This window comes from Candidatus Binataceae bacterium, assembly GCA_035508495.1.
Classification (GTDB): Bacteria; Desulfobacterota; Binatia; order Binatales; family Binataceae; genus JASHPB01.
The window spans coordinates 20,390-38,190 of sequence record DATJMX010000056.1 but is presented as its reverse complement, the minus strand read 5'-3'; the positions used below and the strand labels follow the sequence as shown (position 1 = coordinate 38,190).

Here is a 17,801-nt window from a genome sequence, read left to right as displayed (position 1 = left end):
CAGGTCCCTATCGAAGTACCTGACGATGAGCGCGGCGATCCCCGGAAAGTACATTCCAGCGGTGCCGAAAAGCGCGAATCGCGCCGTGTCAGTGGATTCAATGTGAAGTCGCCAAAGCAACGTCCACAAAGCCCATGTGGGTAGGAAGCACAGCGCTAGAAACCAATAGATAGCGCGCCACTCACGATCTATTGCGGTTGTCACCGGGCGCGTTACGTCGGATCCATATCCAGCGCGATCACGGTGGCGAGGCTGTCGAGGGCGGTGGCTGGGGTGTAAATGATGATTTCGCCGATTGGATCGGGGTTGAAGATCATGTCGGCGGCGCCGATTCGGCGCGAGAACTTTAATCCCATCGTGCTGCCGAGCGAGCGGGCTGCGATGACATGCTTCACTTTGACGCCGCGGACTGAGACGGAATCGTAGGGGCGCATCAGCAGATGCAGGTAGATGCGATTGCCGCGCCGCGTCGAGGGACCGTAGAACTGCCACGGCTCGAGGCCCGGCGTAGTGCCGAGGATTCCTTCCTCGTTGCGGCTGATCCATTCGCCGATCTCATGCAGTCGCGTGACTTGCTCGCGCGGCAACTCGCCGGTGCCTGTGGGTGACACGTTGAGCAGCAGATTGCCGCCCTTGCCCGCGACCTCGCATAGCGTGTGCACCAGCATCCGTGTGGATTTCAGATTGGTGTCCGACGGGTTGTAGCCCCAACTGTTGTTGATCGTGAGGCAGGTCTCCCACGGACCGTTGGGCGGCGTCGGCGGCACGGCCTGTTCGGGAGTCTTGAAGTCGCCGTAGCCAGGCAGGCGATCGTTGATGAGGATTTCCGGTTGCAGCTCCTTGATCATCGCGACGAGCTCGGCGCTCTTCCATTCCTCGGGCTTGCGCTCCCATCCGCCGTCGAACCAGATGAGATCGATCTTGCCGTAATTCGTCAGGAGCTCGCGGATCTGCGCGAACATGAAGCGGATAAAATTGTCCCACTGCGCGGGCGTCGAGCGGCGAAATGAGCCGAAGCGATACGGCTTGTCCGATTCTCGGAACGCGGGATAGTCCGGGTGGTGCCAATCGAGGAGCGAGAAGTAGAGCCCAACCTTCAGCCCCTCGGCGCGGAAGGCCTCGACGTATTCGCGCACGATGTCGCGCCGAAACGGCGTGTGCTCGATCGAAAAATCGGACTCGCGCGTATGGAACATCGCGAAGCCGTCGTGATGCTTGCTGGTCAGCACCGCATATTGCATCCCGGTCTGCCTCGCGAGCCTCGCCCATGAGTGTGCATCGAAATTGACGGGGTTAAAGGTCTTTGCGCCGGCGTGATATTCCTCGACGCCGACACTCTGACCGTCGGGCAAGACGCCGACGCCGCCGACCAGGGGCCACGACAGCTCCCATCCGCTCTGACTGCAATGTCCCCAATGGATGAACATCCCGAAACGCGCGGTATCGAACCATGTACTCATAGCGGCAGCATTCTTTCCCGCCGCAGCGCGGCTGTCCATCGTTACGCGCCTGCAAAAATTGACGAAAGTTCAACGAAAGCGGGCGCGACCGGGCGGCGGTTGCGTATCGAGCGAAAACCTCGCTAAGTAACTTTGTGGAATCACCGGCACCGAGCCGGGGAGGCGATTACTTATGAAAATCTCGATGTTTCACCTGATGCCGTATCGCGATCTGCCCAAGGATTTCGAGCAGAAGTACCACTCCGTATGGGTCGATCCGCCCTACACCGAGCTCGCCGACTCGCGCAAGGTTGGCGAGTACTACAACTGGACCCTCGACGAGCTGATCCACGCCGCTGACGTCGGCATGGACGGTATCTGCGTCAACGAGCATCACCAGAACGCCTACGGATTCATGCCGAATCCCGACCTGATGGGCTCCGTGCTGGCGCGCGCGACCAACGGCACCGACTGCGCCGTGGTGCAGATGGGCTCGACGCTGCCGACCTCGAATCCGCCGATTCGCGTGGCCGAGGAATACGGCATGATCGATTGCATCAGCGGAGGCCGGATGGTCGCCGGGATGCCGCTCGGCACCTCGCAGGATGTCAACCTGTGCTATGGAATTTCGCCGATCGAGCAGCGCGAGCGCTACTACGAGGCTCACGATCTAATCATCAAGTCATGGACGGCGAAGGACATCTTCGCGTGGAACGGCAAGTACTTCAAATTGCCGATGGTCAACGTATGGCCGCGGCCGATTCAGCAGCCGCATCCTCCGGTCTGGATACCCGGCTCGGGCAGCCTCAGCACCTGGGATTTCTCGGCCCGCAACGATCATTGTTACTGCTTCCTCTCTTACTGGGGGAACAACTTCGGCAAGCGCGTCATGGACGGATGGTGGGACTTCGTCGCGAAGGGCAATCACGATCCGAATCCGTTCCGCGCGGGATTTCTGCAGCTCGTCGCCGTGTCCGAGACCGACGAGTCGGCGGAGCGCGAATACTACCCGCATATCCGCTATTTCTACGACAAGTGCCTGCACATCCTGCCCGAGTATTTCCCGGTCCCGGGCAACCAGGACTACAAGAGCCTCGTCAACAGCGTCACCAAGCTCAACCCGCAGATGTTCGATCTGATGGGGAAGATCCCGACCTGGAAGTACAAGGACTTCGTCGATAATCAATTCGTGATCGCCGGCTCGCCCGCCACCGTGCGTCAGCAACTGATGGAAGCGGTGAAGAAGCTGCGCGTCGGCAACCTGATGGTGCTGCTGCATATCGGCTCGATGCCGCACGACCTCACGATCAAGAACATCGACCTGTTCGCCAAGGAGGTGGCGCCGCATTTCCGCGACGTGTGGGAAGGCGAATGGGAAAACAAGTGGTGGCCCGAGGGTATCCGCGGCCCGCGCAAGAAGTTCAAGGCCAACGGCAACGGGCACTCGGCGGCGGCACGCTGACAGCGAGTCATCGCGATTTGAATTCAACCGACGAGGCCGGCCCATCGCGGCCGGCCTCATTTTGATCGGCGGATTTTTCTGGAAGGCATCTAATGGCGACCAAAGAACAACAGCTCAGCATCTGGGGCGACAAGGTTCATCCCAAGGTCCGCATCTCGGGCAGCGGCGCGCCGCTGGTTTACCTGCATGGCGGCTACGGTCCGATCGAAACCGAGCTGCTCGACGAGCTCGCGAAGAATTTTACCGTCTATGCGCCCGAGCATCCGGGCCTGACTGCCGGCGATGAAGAATCGTACAAGGCTCTCGACGATATGTGGGACCTGGTGCTCTTCTACTACGACATGTTCGACAAGCTGAACCTGAAAGCGCCGGCATTGGTAGGGCATTCGTTCGGCGGGATGATCGCGGCGGAGATCGCGGCGACCGATCCGACCCGCGTCAGCAAGCTCGCGCTAATCAGTCCGCTCGGGTTGTGGCGCGATGACTCGCCGATCCGCAATTACATCGTGACGCCGCAGGCCGAGCTGCCCGCGTTGATGTTCAAGGACGTTCATCATCCGAGCCAGAAGCGGATGATTCTCAATCCCGAGGATCAGCAGGGTTATATTCGCATCACGTGGGCGCTCGGATGCACCGGCAAGTTCATGTGGCCGTTGCCCGATAAGGGCCTCAGCAAGCGGATGCATCGCATCGCGGCGCCGACGCTCATCATCTGGGGCAAAGACGACAAGCTGCTGCCCGCGGTTTACGCCGAGGAATTCAAAAAGCGGATCCCGCAAGCCAAGGTAGAAATGATCGAAGGCGGCGCCCACATGATGCCGCTCGAAGAACCGGCGAAGGTCGCGAACTCCGTCAGCAAATTTCTGAAAGGATGAGCAAACGCTACTCGGTGTCGGCACAGGCTCTTCGCCTAGAAAAGGGCGCACTACACACGTACTCAACGAGTCGCACGAATCAACAAACTTCCCTTCCCGTGCGGGAAGGAGAACCAGAAACCTGTCCGGACTTGGATGCTTGCGCCGACGGGCGGGGTCGAATAATCCAAAAGGGGCGCCGATTTTAAGTGATGAGAACGATGAAAAACATGTTCAAAACCCCGGGCCTTCTTGCATTCCTGGCGGTGCTTGCCATCGCCTCTTCATGCACCGGCTCGAATTCGGATGGACTCCCAGTGAGAAACACCGGCCATTACGCAATTATCGACACCGACCGCGGCATCGTCGTTATCGAGCTGTATCCGGCGGTGGCGCCCAAGACGGTCGCCAACTTCGAGACGCTCGTCAAAAAAGGCTTCTACAACGGCCTGACCTTCCATCGCGTCGTGCCTGACTTCGTCGTCCAGGGCGGCGATCCCGACGGCACCGGCTCCGGCGGACCCGGCTACACCGTGCCGGCCGAGATCAGCAACACCGAGAAGCACCTGCGCGGCAGCGTCGCCACGGCGCGCACCGGCGACGACGTCAATCCCAAGCGCGATTCGAGCGGCAGCCAGTTCTATATCTGCCTCGAGCCGCAGCCGAGCCTCGACGGCGGATACACGATTTTCGGCGGTGTGATTAAGGGCATGGACGTGGTCGATCAGATCCAGAAGGGCGATCACATGAAGAAGATCACGCTCGCGACCGAGCCGCCCAAGTAGAACCGCGATGGCCGAGGAGCGAAGCGGGCACCACGCCGGGCCCTACTTCACAATCGATATCCATCTGCACACCAACCGCGGCAGCGCCGATTCCAACCTGTCGCCGGTTGACCTGATCGCGCGCGCGAAACAGATCGGCATCAACGCGGTCTGTATCACCGAGCATGACAATATGTGGAGTCTCGGCGATGTCGCCGACTTCGCGGCCGATAACGGCGTGATCTTCCTGCGCGGGATGGAAGTGACGACGGAGCAGGGCCACGTCGGCGCATTCGGCCTCGAGCGCTACGTCGGCGGGATCTATAAGCTGCCGGAGCTGCGCAAAATCGTGGACGGCGAGGGCGGCCTGCTCATCGCGAACCATCCATTCCGCTACAAGCTCGACCCGCGTTTTTCGTTTATCAATCCCGACGCGGAGCCGATCGACGCCGATCATCCGGAGCGCGCCGCATCGCTCAAGATCTTCAGCCTTGTAGATGCGATCGAAGTGCTGAACGGCGCATGCGGCGAAGAAGAAAACGTCTTCGCGCTGCAAGTCGCCCGCGTCCTGGGACTGCCCGAGGTAGCCGGCTCCGACTCCCATTCGGCGAATTCGATCGGATGCGTGACGACGCTGCTCGATCATCCGGTAAAAACCGAGCGCGAATTCATCGACGCAATCAAAGCCAGGCGCTGCCGCGCCGGCCGCGGCCTGCTGAAGAGCTCCGTCGCGGCGTTCGACTTGCCCGCCGCGTAATCCACCAGTCATCGAACCCACTTCTACGCGCGATACCGCCGCTTCGTGGGGTTTGCCGTCGAGTTGTAGCATAAATGTCAGCAGGCGCCTGACCGTTCGCGGGCGTTGGAGGAGATCGACGATGTTGGACTTTTTGCTTTACCTTGGAACCTGGCAACAGTTAGTCATGGTCGTGCTCATCTTTTGTCCGACCAGTGTGGTCGGTCTTTACCTGGTGCGGATGTGGGTTCCGATCGAAACACTCAAGAAGAATCACGAAGTGGCAGGTTTCACTTTTGGAGTGGTCGGCGCCTTCTACGGACTGTTCCTGGCGTTCGTGATCGTCGCCGCATGGGAACGTTACGACCGCGCCGACGAGAGCCTCCGCCGTGAAGCGATCGGTCTCACCGAGCTGTACCGCCTCGGCGCCGGTTTTCAGGAACCGACGCGCGGAATTCTGGAACGCTCAATTCGCGATTACACCCGCGGCATCATTGAGAAGGATTGGCCGGAAATGGCGGACAATACCTATCTCACCAAACGCGACATGGTCGGCGCGATGGGTTTGTGGAGGATCGTCTCCGACTACACGCCTGCGGACCCGCACCAACAACTCCTCGTGGACAAGAGTTTGGACGCATTGTCCGTGATCAGCGACGCGCGCGCGAATCGCTATATGTACTACTCGGAAAATCTTCCCGATATGATCTGGATGGTCATTTATGTCGGCTTATTCATCACGGTGGGATTTGGCTATTTCTTCGGACTCGAACGGTTCAAGTCGCAAGCCCTGATGTGCGGGGTCTTTTCAGGTCTGCTCGGCCTCACCATTCTCGCCATCCTCGAGCTGGCCCATCCCTACCAGGGCACGCAAACGATCTCCACTTTCCCGCTCGAATATGCGGTGCGGCGCATGAATGCGATCGACCAGATGTCAGCAGGCCAGCTCCCGGGCGCAAAGCTCGGACTGTCGGAGAGCCCGGTGCGGAACGCGAGATTCTGAAGCCGCAAGTCAACCACTAAATCAACCAGCAGATCGATTTTGTTATGCATCGTCTGAAACCCTCTCCCTGAGCATGGAGAGGTCGGCGCGCATCGCGCTGCCGGGTGAGGGTCGCCTGGTATTCTTTACTTTTTGTCGCGAAAATCACGATTCGTGCGGTTTGCCATCAGTCCGCAGTGTAGACTGTTCTCCACCAAAACGGCTCGCCTTCGACGGCCCCCGCCTAGCTTCAATTCATTCCGCATCGCCATTCTGAATCCCTCCCCCTGACCAGGGATATGGACGGATAGGGTTTGTTTTGGATATCTACCGTTCCACAACTCTCACCGGCGGATCGGCGTTTTCAGGCCATGGAGGCTTTGGAGTATGCACGAGCGGAGCGAAGTGAAGCGTCTTTGTGATTTGAACGTTGGGCTTCTTTTTCCGTTTCGAAATCCACCCCAGTGGCGGCGGCCCTTTGCTCAGTTTTACGCCGAGCAGCTTGAGCAGACGCGCGTCGCTGAAGAGCTCGGATTCAACGAGATTTGGCTGACCGAGCATCATTTTGCCGAGGACGGTTACTCGCCCGCGATCCTGCCGATCGCATCGGCAATCGCGGCTATCACGAAACGGATTCGAATCGGGACGTACCTCGTATTGCTGCCGCTGCACAATGCGGTCCGCGTTGCCGAGGACGCCGCCACGGTCGATATCATCTCCAATGGCCGCTTCGACCTGGGCGTCGGACAGGGATATGCGCCGGGTGAGTTCGCTGCTTATGGAATCGATCGCAAAACTCGCGCAGCTCGGCTCGAAGAGGGCATCGAGGTTATCCGCGGCGCGTGGACCAAGGACGATTTCTCTTTCGAGGGCCGCCACTACAACGTGAAGAACATCCGTCTGATGCCGCGCCCCGTGCAGTCACCCCATCCCCCGCTCTGGATCGGCGCGGGCGCTCCCAAGGCCATCGAGCGCGCCGGCCGCATGGGATGCCATTTCATGGGCCTCGCGAATCCCGTGGCACAACAGACCTACGACGCCTCGCTTAAAAAGGCGGGACGCAATCCGAAGGATTTCAAGGCCGCGCAGCTCCACTTCACATACATCGCGCGCACTACCGACGAAGCGTGGGCGCACTGCCAGGAGCATCTGCATTACATGATCATGTGGTACAGCCGATGGCTCGCGGAATCGGGCGACTATCTCGGCGCGAATATGCCGGCGCTGCCGGAGCCGGCGAAACTTCGCGACGCGCAGGTGATGTTCCCGCTTTTGATCGGAAATCCAAACGAGGTCGCCGCCAAGCTCAACCAGTCATTCAAGCAGGTGCGCACGACGGACTTGGTGCTCGCGATGAATCTGCCCGGCCTCGCGCCCGAACGCAGCCGCAGCTCGATGGAGCTGTTCGCCCGCGAAGTCGCGCCGCAGTTGAAGCCGGTGTCTTGACGATTTAGATCGGCGGGCCGCCGAAGCGGGTGCGGCTCATCGCATAAGCGGGCCAAACCGTGGCGGCGAGCGCGATTGCGATTATAAAGTCGCGGCTACCGGTCCCCGTCGATATCGCCAGGCCAAAAGTCGCGAGCCACGTGAGCACCGGCAAGGCGACCGTGAGCGCGACGCCAATCGCTCCGCCGCCTACGACGAAGCCGCTGCGCCGATTCGAGGGTTGCAGCTTCCGTAATCGCACCAGCGCGATCATCTCGAGCACGAGCGCAGCCATGTAGAAGAAAACGTCGAGCACCACCAGCGCGACGAAGCCCAGCGGGATGAGCAGCGTGAAGATCACGCAGCAGAGCAGAATCGATTTGCCGGGCGTCTCGGTCGCGGTCCACAACTCCGTCAGCGGCGTGGGCAGGTAGCCCTCGCGCGCCAGCACAAACGGCATCCGCGATACCCACAGCAGCGCCGCCTCGAACACCGCAAACGACATGACGGCGCCGCCGACCGCGAGCGCGCCGCCGAGTACCGGCCCGCCGATCCGATGACCCTCGTGCGAGAACCATCCTGTTTGCCACGAGGCCGTTGCGTTGGTGCCGGATACGCATACCGCGAGCGGTAGGACATAGCCGAGCACGATGATCGGCAGGGCAGTCATCACGGCGCGCAGGTAGTTGCGGCGCGGATCGTCGATCTCGGCGGCGACCACGCTGACATTTTCCCATCCGCCGAAATTCCAGATCACGACCGTCAATCCCGCACCCAGCGCGCCCAGCGGATCGGCGCCGAAGAGCGGCTGCTGTGGCATCGCAAAATGGACGAGCCGCGGAACCCCGAGCACGACCATCGCCACGAAGGGCGACAGCAGCAAGATCGTCAGCATGACCGAGACGAACCCGACGGGCCGCACGCCGAGGATGTTCATCAACCCGGCGAGCCAGATCATCGCGACCCCAACTACAATCTGCGCCGGCCCGCCGACGGGGATCAGAAAGGACAGGTAGGCGGCGAACAAAACCGGGTAAATCGCCATATCGACCGCCGTGTACAGGATTGTCAGGTACGCTTCGGCGAAGCCGGCGAACGGCCCGAGCGCTTCCTTCACCCAAAAATAGAAGCCACCCTCGACCGGCATCAGCGCGGTCAGCTCCGCCGCCATCAGCGCGGTTGGCAAGCTGAGCGTGAGCGGCACCACGATGCAAAGCAGCAGCGTCAGACGCGGGCCCGCCAGGCGAACGGCGTCCTCGAGGCCGTAAGCGCCTCCGCTCACGACCAGATAGATCACCGCGATCAGCGGCAGCAGCGAGAGCTTGCGCGTGGTGCGGGCCGCAACCTTGGGTCGCGCTGTATCGTCATCTTCAATGACGCCTGGATTCGTATGGCGGGGCAACGCAAAGCTCCGGCCATCGCTCTAACGGACGAACATTGTGATCGCAAGCGTGATCCGCGCGAGCACGCGCAAAGACACCATCGCGATGTCCCATGCATTCGTTATATTATGAGGCGAGATAAGAGGTTGGGTGGCCGCAGAGAGGCCGAAACGGCAATCGCGTTGACCCTGTTGAGGGGCGGTGTTAGCTCTAAACGAGGGCCATTTCGCAGTTCCACACGAATTAAACTATGAGATTTTCCGGCAAATGCGCGGTCCTCGCGCTTCTGGTCGCGTCGGTCGCGTTACTCGGATGTTCCTGGGTCAGCAACAGCGCATCTGAGCCGCTCAGGACCGTCAGTGCCTCGGGTGACAATCCCTTTGGCGGTGGTCCCGCGGTTGAGATTCCTCCCGATGCGCGTGCGATGGGCGCGTTCTTGCGCGCCGAAGTGGCGATCAACGAGGGTAATCGGGAAGAGGCGCTCAAGGGCTTCGCCGAGGCGGTCCAATACGACCCGAACAATCCCGCTCTGCGCGTTAGGCTCGCGACGCTTTATGTTCGCGACGGCCAGTTGAAGGACGCGCTCGAACAGTGCAACGCCGCGCTCAAGCTCGATCCCAATTCGACCGAGGCGCTGTTGCTGGCGGCCGGCATCAGCTCGGCGCTCGGCGACAACAGCTCGGCCGAGCAGGATTATAAGCGCGCGATCAAAATCGATCCGAAGAATCAGGAAGCCTATCTCTATCTCGGCACGATTTACGCCAAGCGCGGCGACTATCCCGACGCCGAGAAGACCTTCCAGGATCTGATCAAGCTCGACCCGACTTACTTCCTCGGCTACTACTACGCCGGCAAAGTCGAGGTCGCGGCCAAGAATTATCCCGAGGCCGAGAAGTATTACACCAAGGCGCTCGAGCTTAACGAGCAGTCGGAGCTGGTGCTGCTCGACTTCGCTCTTTTGCGCGAGCTTCAGGGACGGCCGCAGGACGCAATCGGCTACTACGAGAAAATCAAGAAGGTCAATCCCAACAACGAGCTGGTGCGCAAGCGCCTCGCCGAAATTTACGTCGGTCAGAAGAAGTACGATCAGGCCCTCGATGAGCTCAAGAAGCTCGAAGAGGTCGAGGCCGATCCCGCCGACACCCGCACCAAGATCGGACTGCTCTACTTCGAGCGCCAGGAATACGAGCAGGCCGCCACCGAGTTCAACCTCGTTCTCGGCGCGCAGCCGAACAACTACCGCGTCATGTACTACCTCGGCACGGTGTACAGCGAGCTCGACGAGAACGACAAGGCGATCACCGAATTCAACAAGATCCCCGACTCGAGCGATCAGTACGTCGAGTCGCGCGTGCAGCTCGCTTACCTCTACGACAAGCAGAGCAAGTACGACCCGGCTCTTGCAGCGCTGCAGGCCGCGCTCGCCAAGAAGCCCGACGACACCGAAATCATGGGCTTCATGGTCGGCGTGTACCAGGAGAAGAAGCAGTACACGACCGCGATCGACCTCGCGAACAAGATGATCAAGCTCGATCCCAAGAACGACAAATTCCATTTCACGCTCGGCGCGCTGCTCGACTCGAACAAGCAGCGCGAGGCCGGCGTCGATGAAATGAAGAAAGCGATCGAGCTCAATCCCAAGAACGCGCAGGCCCTCAATTATCTCGGCTATACCTACGCCGAGCAGGGTACGAATCTCGACGAGGCCGAGAAGCTTATCAAGCGTGCGCTCGATATCGAGCCCGAGGATGGCTTCTACGTCGACAGCCTCGGCTGGGTCTATTATCAGAAGGGCGACTATCCCAAGGCCGTCGAGCAGCTCGAGCGCGCAGTCAACCTGACCGGCGAGGATCCTACCATCACCGAGCATCTCGGCGACGCCTACAAAAAAGTCGGCAAGCTCAAGGACGCGACGCACGAGTACCAGGACGCGCTGAAGAAATCGACTGACCCGGCCCAGATTTCGCGCCTGAAGGACAAGCTGCAGGTTCTCGAGAATGCCTCCAACGCGAGCCACTGAGGTACACCCGCCACGACACGGGGGCCTCAGGATCGCTTTTGGTGCAGCTGTTCTGTGGATGCTCGCGTGCGCGGGATGCGTCGAGGTCGCGGCGCCGCCGAGCAATCCCAAGCCGATTCCGAATTTCGCCGAGGATCGTTCTCTCGACTTGACTGAAAGTTTAGCCGCGCGCGATCGCGGGCTCGAGGCGCTCGAGACCGACGCGGTGATGTCCTACACCGCCGGCGCGCAACACCTCAAGGCCCACGAGGAGATCACCGTCCTGCGCCCGGATAACCTCAAGGTCGAGGCGCGCTCGCCGTTCGGGGTGGCTCTGATCCTCGCGACCCGCGGCTCCGACTTGCAGATCTTCGATCCCTCGCACAATCGCTTCATGCGCGGCGAGGCCAGCGCCGATACGCTCGACAAGTACCTGCGAATCCCGATGATGCCGCGCGACGCGGTCAATTTGCTGCTCGGTCTTGCCCCGTCGGACTTCGATCTTACCCAGCCCTCGACCCGGCTGACCAGCGAAGGCGACATGACCGTGTTGTCATATCCCGATTACGACGGCTCAACACGCGACCTGGGCTTCGAAGATCGCAATCTGACGATGGTGCGCGTGACCGAGGCCAGCGGCACGATTCGCTACCGCGTCGATTACAGCGAATATCACGATATCGGCGGGATCCAGTTTCCCTACCGCGTCGATGCGCAGTTTCCGGCCGCGCAAAGTGAAGTATCGTTCCACTACCGCCGTCCAATCATCAATGGGCAGGTGCCGGTGTCGACTTTTGTCCTGACGCCCGCGCCGGGCGCGACCGTGACGCAAATCAGGTTCTCGGCGCCGCTTGATCCAGGTGATGAAAACTGAACGGGCACCAGTCCGGCCGCCGGCTATAGCTTTGATTGTCGCGGCGGTGTCGCTCTGGATTTTCGCCGGATGCAACGTCAACCGGCCGCATAATAATCATCAGCAACAACAGATCCTCTACACCTCGATTGGCAGCGATCCGCAGACCTTCAATCCGATTCTCGTGACTGACGCCGTTTCGAGTGACGTTCTGGGCGACGTTTTCGACAGCCTCATCCGAATCGATCCGGTGACCACGCTGCCCGAGCCGGGAATCGCCGAGAGATGGGAAATCGCGCCGGACCAGAAATCGATCACGTTTCATCTGCGGCACGACGTGCGATGGTTCGACGGCCAGCCCGTGACCGCGCGCGATGTCCTGTTCACGATGAAGCTGATCTACGATCCGAAGATTCCTAACAGCAGCCGCTTCGGCATGATGGTCGATGGCAAACCGATCGTGGCCGAGGCGCCCGACGATTACACCGTTGTGATGCATCTGCCGCGGCCGTTTGCGCCGCTCCTCTATTCGATTGGGATGCAGCTGGTCCCGGCACATCTGCTCGAAGAGGCTTACACCAGCGGCAACTTCAATCACACCTGGAGTATCAACACCGCCCCTGACAAGATCGTCGGCAACGGTCCGTTCAAGCTCACCCGTTACGTGCAGGGTCAGTACGTGCGCATGGACCGCAACGATGACTACTGGATGAAAGACGAGCACGGCGGCCAATTGCCGCGCCTGCATGGCAAAGTGCGGCAGATTATCACGGACGCGAACGCGACCTATCTGCGATACCTGTTCGGCTACCTCGACATCTACTCGCCGCGGCCTGAGGAAGTCTTTGACGTGAAGGACCGCATCAAGAAGGGGCGCCTGAAGTCACAAATCGCTGAAATCGGAATTGATACGGGAGATCGATTCTTTTGCTTCAATCGCAATCCTCGGCATTTCGTCAAGAATGGCGTTACCGACCCCAGGTTGAACTGGTTCACCGATCTAAACTTTCTGAAAGCCGTCGCGCATCTAGTCGATAAGCAGGCGATGATCACGCTCGTCTATCATGGTCTCGCCGTGCCCGGGGTCTCCGCCTTCTCGCCTGCGGACAAACTCTTCTACAATCCCAATCTGAAAGACTACGACTACGATCCCGCGCTCGCGCAGCAACTGCTCGAGGCCGCGGGCTATCACATGGTCAACGGGCATCGCGTCGATCCGAAAGGCAATCGGATCGAGTTCAACCTGAATGCGGCCTCGGGATCGCCCGACACCGAACAGTTGTGCGTCATCTTCAAACAGGATCTTGAAGATCCGAAGATCGGCTTCAAGGTGAATTACCGCCCGCTGGAATTCACGACGCTGGTCGAAAAACTCGATTCGAGTTTCGACTGGGACTGCATGCTGATGGGACTGACTGGTGGCATCGAGCCCAACGACGGCTCGAATGTCTATCTGTCTTCCGGCAATCTTCATTTGTGGCATCCGAATCAGAAGACCCCGGCGACTCCCTGGGAAGCGGAAATCGACCAGCTGATGAGCGAAGGTTCATCCGAAATGGATCCGCTCAAGCGGCCGCCCTACTACTTTCGAATCCAGCAAATTCTGCACGACCAATTGGCCTTCATCGAGACGGTCCGGCGCACCGACTACGTGACCTGGACTGATACGCTCGAAAACTTTCAGCCAAAAATATGGGGCCTTTATAAGCCGGAATGGATGGAGTTCAAAACCAATTAGCGGCGCATGCGCGATTGAACCTGACCATATGTCACGCTTTCTAATCCGCCGCTTGCTCAACATGATCCCGCTCATGCTCGGGATCACGTTCATCTCGTTCTGCGCCATGTCGCTGGTGCCGGGCGATTTCGTCTCGAACCTCAAGATGAATCCCAAGATCACGCCCGAGGTGATCCATCAACTCCAGGTCCAGTTCGGACTCGATAAGCCGCTGCTCGTCCGCTATGGGAAATGGCTGTGGGGCGTGATGCACCTCGACCTCGGCTATTCTCTGCAGTACCGGGTGAGCGTGACGAGCCTCATCGCGGCGCGCGCTTTCAACACCGTGATTCTGGCCCTCGCCAGCATGGTCTTTTCGTGGGTGCTCGCGGTTCCGATCGGAATCATCGTCGCGGTGCGGCAGAACTCGATCTGGGATCGCGTGCTCTCGTTCTTCGCCTTTCTCGGCATGTCGATTCCCAATTTCTTTCTCGCCTTCCTGATGGTCGACCTCGCGATGCATCTGGGAAAACCCTGGCTGCCGCCGGGCGGAACTTTTTCCGTCGATTACGACCAGCTCGATTTCGTCAACCGCGTCGCCGATCGAATCAACCACTTGATATTGCCGGTGTTCGTGCTCGGCGTTTCGGGGATGGCTGGCCTGATGCGCCTGATGCGCTCGCAGATCCTTGAGATCAAGAATTCCGAATTCGTCCGCACGGCGCGCGCCAAGGGACTCTCCGAGCGAATCGTGATTTACAAGCACGTGCTGCGCAATGCGCTGAATCCCTTCGTCACGATGGCCGGATATTCGCTCGGCGATCTGCTCGGCGGCGCCGCACTCGTCGAAGCCGTGATGAATCTGCAAGGCCTCGGCCTCCTGCTGCTCAACGCGGTGCGCTCGCTCGATATTTACCTCGTGATGGGCTCGGTGCTGATCGGCACGGTGCTCCTCCTCGTCGGTAATCTACTCGCGGATATTGCGCTGGTCGCCGTCGATCCGCGCGTCGATTTCTCTTCGGTGGCATCGGAATGAGCGCGCCCGCGACCACGATGCCCGAGCTGCAGAGCGCCGCCGGCGCGACGATCGTTCGCGGCGGCCTCGCGCGCGAGTGGCGGCTCGCCTCGCGCACGGTGCGGCTTTCGGCGATGTGCCTCGTGCTGTTCTACTTGTTCGCCGCGGCCTCGCCGTTTTTCGCGCCATACGATCCCGGCGACCAAAATCGGCGAATGCCGGATTGCCCGCCGATGAGAATTCACCTGAGCGCGCCGTCGGACTGGTCGGAAGGTTTCTTCTGGACCAATCCGATGCACATGGTCGATCCCCAGGAGCGCACCTACGCGCCCGACACCTCGCGCCGCACTTATATCCACCTTTTTTCCGGCGGACATCTCTTCACGACCGATTCCGCGAAGGAGCCATACTATTTATTCGGCAGCGACGGACTCGGCCGCGATCTCTACTCGCGAATTGTTTACGGCGCGCGCGTCAGCATGTGTATCGGGCTCATCGGCGTGTTGATCAGCTTCTCGCTCGGGATCGTCGTGGGCTCGTTGTCCGGTTATGTCGGCGGACTTACCGACAATCTGATCATGCGCTGGTCCGAGATCGAGATGTCGCTGCCATCCTTCTACTTCCTGCTCGCGCTCGCCGCGGTGATTCCGCCGGCGATCAGCTCGGCCACGCGATTTTTTCTGATCGTCGCAATCATGAGCTTCATAAGCTGGGCCGGACTCGCGCGCGTGATTCGCGGAATGGCGTCTTCCGTGCGCTCACTGCCCTATGTGGAAGCTGCGCGCGCGCTCGGCGGCTCGCGATGGCTGATCATTACACGGCACATCATGCCGTCGGTGATGGGTTACGCGATCGTTGCGGCGACACTTTCGATCCCGGGCTACATCTTGGGCGAGAGCGCGCTGTCATTGCTGGGACTCGGAATCCAGGAGCCCACGCCGAGCTGGGGCAACCTGCTGTCTGCCGCACAGGATCCGCAAAACCTTGCGCACTATCCATGGATCCTGATTCCCGGCGTTTTCATTTTCCTCACCGTGATGTCGTTCAACTTTCTCGGTGACCATCTGCGCGATCGGATCGATCCGTCCAACGCCCGCTGATGCGAAGCTGTCTAGTGAGCCTCCCTGGCCCGATGATAGGTTGATTTGCACGTGCAGCCGCTGCTCGAAGTAAAATCGCTCCGCACCTCGTTCTTCACCGAAGCGGGCGAGGTCCGCGCCGTCGATGGCGTCAGCTTCGATGTCTATCCGGGCAAGCTGATGGGGATCGTCGGCGAGTCGGGCTCGGGCAAGACCGCGAGCGTGCTTTCGCTGATGCGCCTGTTGCCGGAGTCGGCGCGAATCGTCGGCGGCGAGGTGCGCTTCGAAGGCCGCGACCTGACGAAAATTTCGGAGTCCGAGATGCGCGCCATTCGCGGCGCGAAAATCGCGATGATCTTCCAGGAGCCGATGTCGTCGCTGAACCCCGTCTTCACGATCGGCAACCAGATCGGCGAGGCGATTCGGCTTCATCAGCGGACCGTGCGTGCCGAGACGCGCAATCGAACGATCGAGGCGCTGCGCATGGTCGGGATCGCCGACCCCGAGCGCCGCGTCGACGACTATCCGCATCAGCTTTCCGGCGGGATGCGCCAGCGCGTGATGATCGCGATGGCGCTGTCGTGCAATCCAAAACTGCTCATCGCCGACGAACCGACCACCGCGCTCGACGTGACGATCCAGGCGCAGATCCTCGATTTGATTCGTGACTTGCAGTCACGCCTCGATCTCGCGGTGATTCTGGTCACGCACGATCTGGGCGTGGTTGCCGAATACGCCGACGATGTCACGATTCTCTACGCCGCGCGCGTGATGGAGCAGGCGCCGTGCGCCGAGCTATTCAAAAATCCGCTCAACCCGTACACACGCGGGCTGCTCGATTCGATTCCGGGCATCGACGGCCAGCATCAGCATCGCCTGCGCGCGATTCCCGGCACGATCCCGAGCGCGCTCAACCCGCCGTCGGGATGCAGGTTCCATCCGCGATGTCCGCTCGCGATCGACCAGTGCGCCGCGGCACAGCCGCCGCTCGAAACCAAGGGTCCGAATCACGATGTCGCCTGTATCCGCGTCTGATCCTCAGAGCACGATGGCTTCCGGAGCCATCGCGGCGGTCTCCGGCGCGCCGCTCGTGCGCGTTGAGAAACTCAGCAAGGAATTTCCTGCCGGGCAGACGGGTCTCTTCGGCGGCAAGCTTTTTCTCAAGGCCGTCGCGGGTGTCGATCTCGAGATCATGCCGGGCGAGACGCTGGGCCTCGTCGGCGAGTCGGGGTCGGGCAAATCAACGCTCGGCCGGCTGATCCTGAAGCTGATCGAGCCGACCGCGGGCCGCGTCATTTTCGAGGGCCGCGATCTCGCCTCGCTGACGCGTGCTGATTTACGCGCGCTGCGCCGGCAAATGCAGCTCGTCTTCCAGGATCCATATTCGTCCCTCAATCCGCGGATGCGCGTGCGCGCGATCGTCGGGGAGGGAATCGAGATTCACAAGCTCGCGCGCGGCCGCGAGAAAGAAGACCGCATCATCGAGCTGCTCAGAATGGTCGGGATGGGTCCCGATGCCGCGGATCGCTATCCGCACGAGTTCTCCGGCGGCCAGCGTCAGCGTATCGGAATCGCGCGTGCGCTCGCGGTGAGTCCGCGTTTCGTCGTGCTCGATGAGCCAGTCTCGGCGCTCGACGTTTCGATTCAGGCGCAAATCATCAACCTGCTGCAGGATCTGCAGGAGCGGCTCAACCTGACGTATCTTTTCATCGCGCACGACCTGCGCGTCGTCGAGCACATCAGCCGCCGCGTCGCGATCATGTACCTCGGCAAAATCGTCGAGATCGCGAGCCGCGATGAAATTTATGCGAACCCGCGGCATCCGTACACGCGCGCTCTCTTGTCGGCGATTCCGACCATCGATGCCGCCGTGCGGCCTGAGCGCATCAAGCTACCCGGTGAGATGCCGAGTCCGCTCAATCCGCCGTCGGGCTGCGCCTTCCATCCACGATGCCCTTATGCGAAAGATGAATGCAGGGCCGTGGAGCCTCGGCTCGAGACTGGCAAGGGCGGACATGCCGTCGCCTGCCACGTGTTCCCGGCACCCTGAATCTACGACGCATATTTCCGCCGCGAGGCGTGTAATCCCGGCGA

At 60.5% G+C, this 17,801-nt stretch carries 15 protein-coding genes; 13 read left to right on the top strand and 2 right to left on the bottom strand.

All coding sequences use genetic code 11. The features are described 5' to 3' along the window. Positions 1-212 precede the first annotated feature (212 nt). Entirely contained in the window at positions 213-1,499 is a 1,287-nt protein-coding gene (locus VMA09_17940) for an alpha-L-fucosidase (protein HUA35496.1), read from the bottom strand. 133 nt (positions 1,500-1,632) lie between these two features. Here VMA09_17940 and VMA09_17935 point away from each other — a divergent pair, with 133 nt between their 5' ends. The 6 genes from VMA09_17935 (at position 1,633) to VMA09_17910 (ending at position 7,683) form a co-directional block, all read left to right on the top strand. Next, a complete protein-coding gene (locus VMA09_17935; protein ID HUA35495.1) occupies positions 1,633-2,901 on the top strand; it encodes an LLM class flavin-dependent oxidoreductase in 1,269 nt (422 codons plus the stop codon). 92 nt (positions 2,902-2,993) lie between these two features. After that, complete coding sequence (locus VMA09_17930) at positions 2,994-3,776, top strand: alpha/beta hydrolase (protein HUA35494.1); 783 nt, start codon at positions 2,994-2,996, stop codon at positions 3,774-3,776. A gap of 296 nt (positions 3,777-4,072) precedes the next feature. Continuing rightward, positions 4,073-4,540 carry a peptidylprolyl isomerase gene (locus VMA09_17925; protein HUA35493.1) on the top strand — a complete coding sequence of 156 codons (468 nt, stop codon included), beginning with the start codon at positions 4,073-4,075 and terminating at the stop codon, positions 4,538-4,540. A 7-nt stretch (positions 4,541-4,547) separates the two neighbouring features. Then, complete coding sequence (locus tag VMA09_17920) at positions 4,548-5,276, top strand: CehA/McbA family metallohydrolase (GenBank protein HUA35492.1); 729 nt, start codon at positions 4,548-4,550, stop codon at positions 5,274-5,276. Positions 5,277-5,397: 121 nt separating this feature from the next. Beyond that, positions 5,398-6,258, top strand: a complete 861-nt coding sequence (locus VMA09_17915) for a DUF4239 domain-containing protein (GenBank protein HUA35491.1) — start codon at positions 5,398-5,400, stop codon at positions 6,256-6,258. Positions 6,259-6,624: 366 nt separating this feature from the next. Continuing rightward, positions 6,625-7,683, top strand: coding sequence for an LLM class flavin-dependent oxidoreductase (locus tag VMA09_17910; protein HUA35490.1), 1,059 nt, complete (start codon positions 6,625-6,627; stop codon positions 7,681-7,683). 4 nt (positions 7,684-7,687) lie between these two features. On the opposite strand, the gene VMA09_17905 is transcribed toward VMA09_17910, so the two are convergent. Then, the gene (locus VMA09_17905) at positions 7,688-9,064 is read right to left on the bottom strand and encodes an APC family permease (GenBank protein ID HUA35489.1); all 1,377 of its coding nucleotides are present in this window, start codon (positions 9,062-9,064) and stop codon (positions 7,688-7,690) included. Between the two features lie 230 nt (positions 9,065-9,294). On the opposite strand from VMA09_17905, the gene VMA09_17900 reads away from it, so the two are divergent. The 7 genes from VMA09_17900 to VMA09_17870 are packed head-to-tail and all read left to right on the top strand — an operon-like array spanning position 9,295 to position 17,757. Continuing rightward, on the top strand, positions 9,295-11,064 hold the full coding sequence (locus VMA09_17900) for a tetratricopeptide repeat protein (protein HUA35488.1): 1,770 nt from the start codon (positions 9,295-9,297) through the stop codon (positions 11,062-11,064). A gap of 58 nt (positions 11,065-11,122) precedes the next feature. Then, positions 11,123-11,917: a DUF4292 domain-containing protein gene (locus tag VMA09_17895; GenBank protein ID HUA35487.1), complete on the top strand. Its 795-nt coding sequence runs from the start codon at positions 11,123-11,125 to the stop codon at positions 11,915-11,917. Further along, positions 11,907-13,634 (top strand): ABC transporter substrate-binding protein, encoded by a 1,728-nt coding sequence (locus VMA09_17890; protein HUA35486.1) that lies wholly within the window; start codon positions 11,907-11,909, stop codon positions 13,632-13,634. Before VMA09_17895 ends, VMA09_17890 begins: the two co-directional genes overlap by 11 nt. A gap of 28 nt (positions 13,635-13,662) precedes the next feature. Continuing rightward, positions 13,663-14,649, top strand: coding sequence for an ABC transporter permease (locus VMA09_17885; GenBank protein HUA35485.1), 987 nt, complete (start codon positions 13,663-13,665; stop codon positions 14,647-14,649). Next, on the top strand, positions 14,646-15,728 hold the full coding sequence (locus tag VMA09_17880; protein HUA35484.1) for an ABC transporter permease: 1,083 nt from the start codon (positions 14,646-14,648) through the stop codon (positions 15,726-15,728). Before VMA09_17885 ends, VMA09_17880 begins: the two co-directional genes overlap by 4 nt. A 51-nt stretch (positions 15,729-15,779) precedes the next feature. Further along, complete coding sequence (locus VMA09_17875; GenBank protein ID HUA35483.1) at positions 15,780-16,742, top strand: ABC transporter ATP-binding protein; 963 nt, start codon at positions 15,780-15,782, stop codon at positions 16,740-16,742. 13 nt (positions 16,743-16,755) lie between these two features. Next, entirely contained in the window at positions 16,756-17,757 is a 1,002-nt protein-coding gene (locus tag VMA09_17870) for a dipeptide ABC transporter ATP-binding protein (protein HUA35482.1), read from the top strand. The last annotated feature ends 44 nt before the right edge of the window (positions 17,758-17,801 follow it).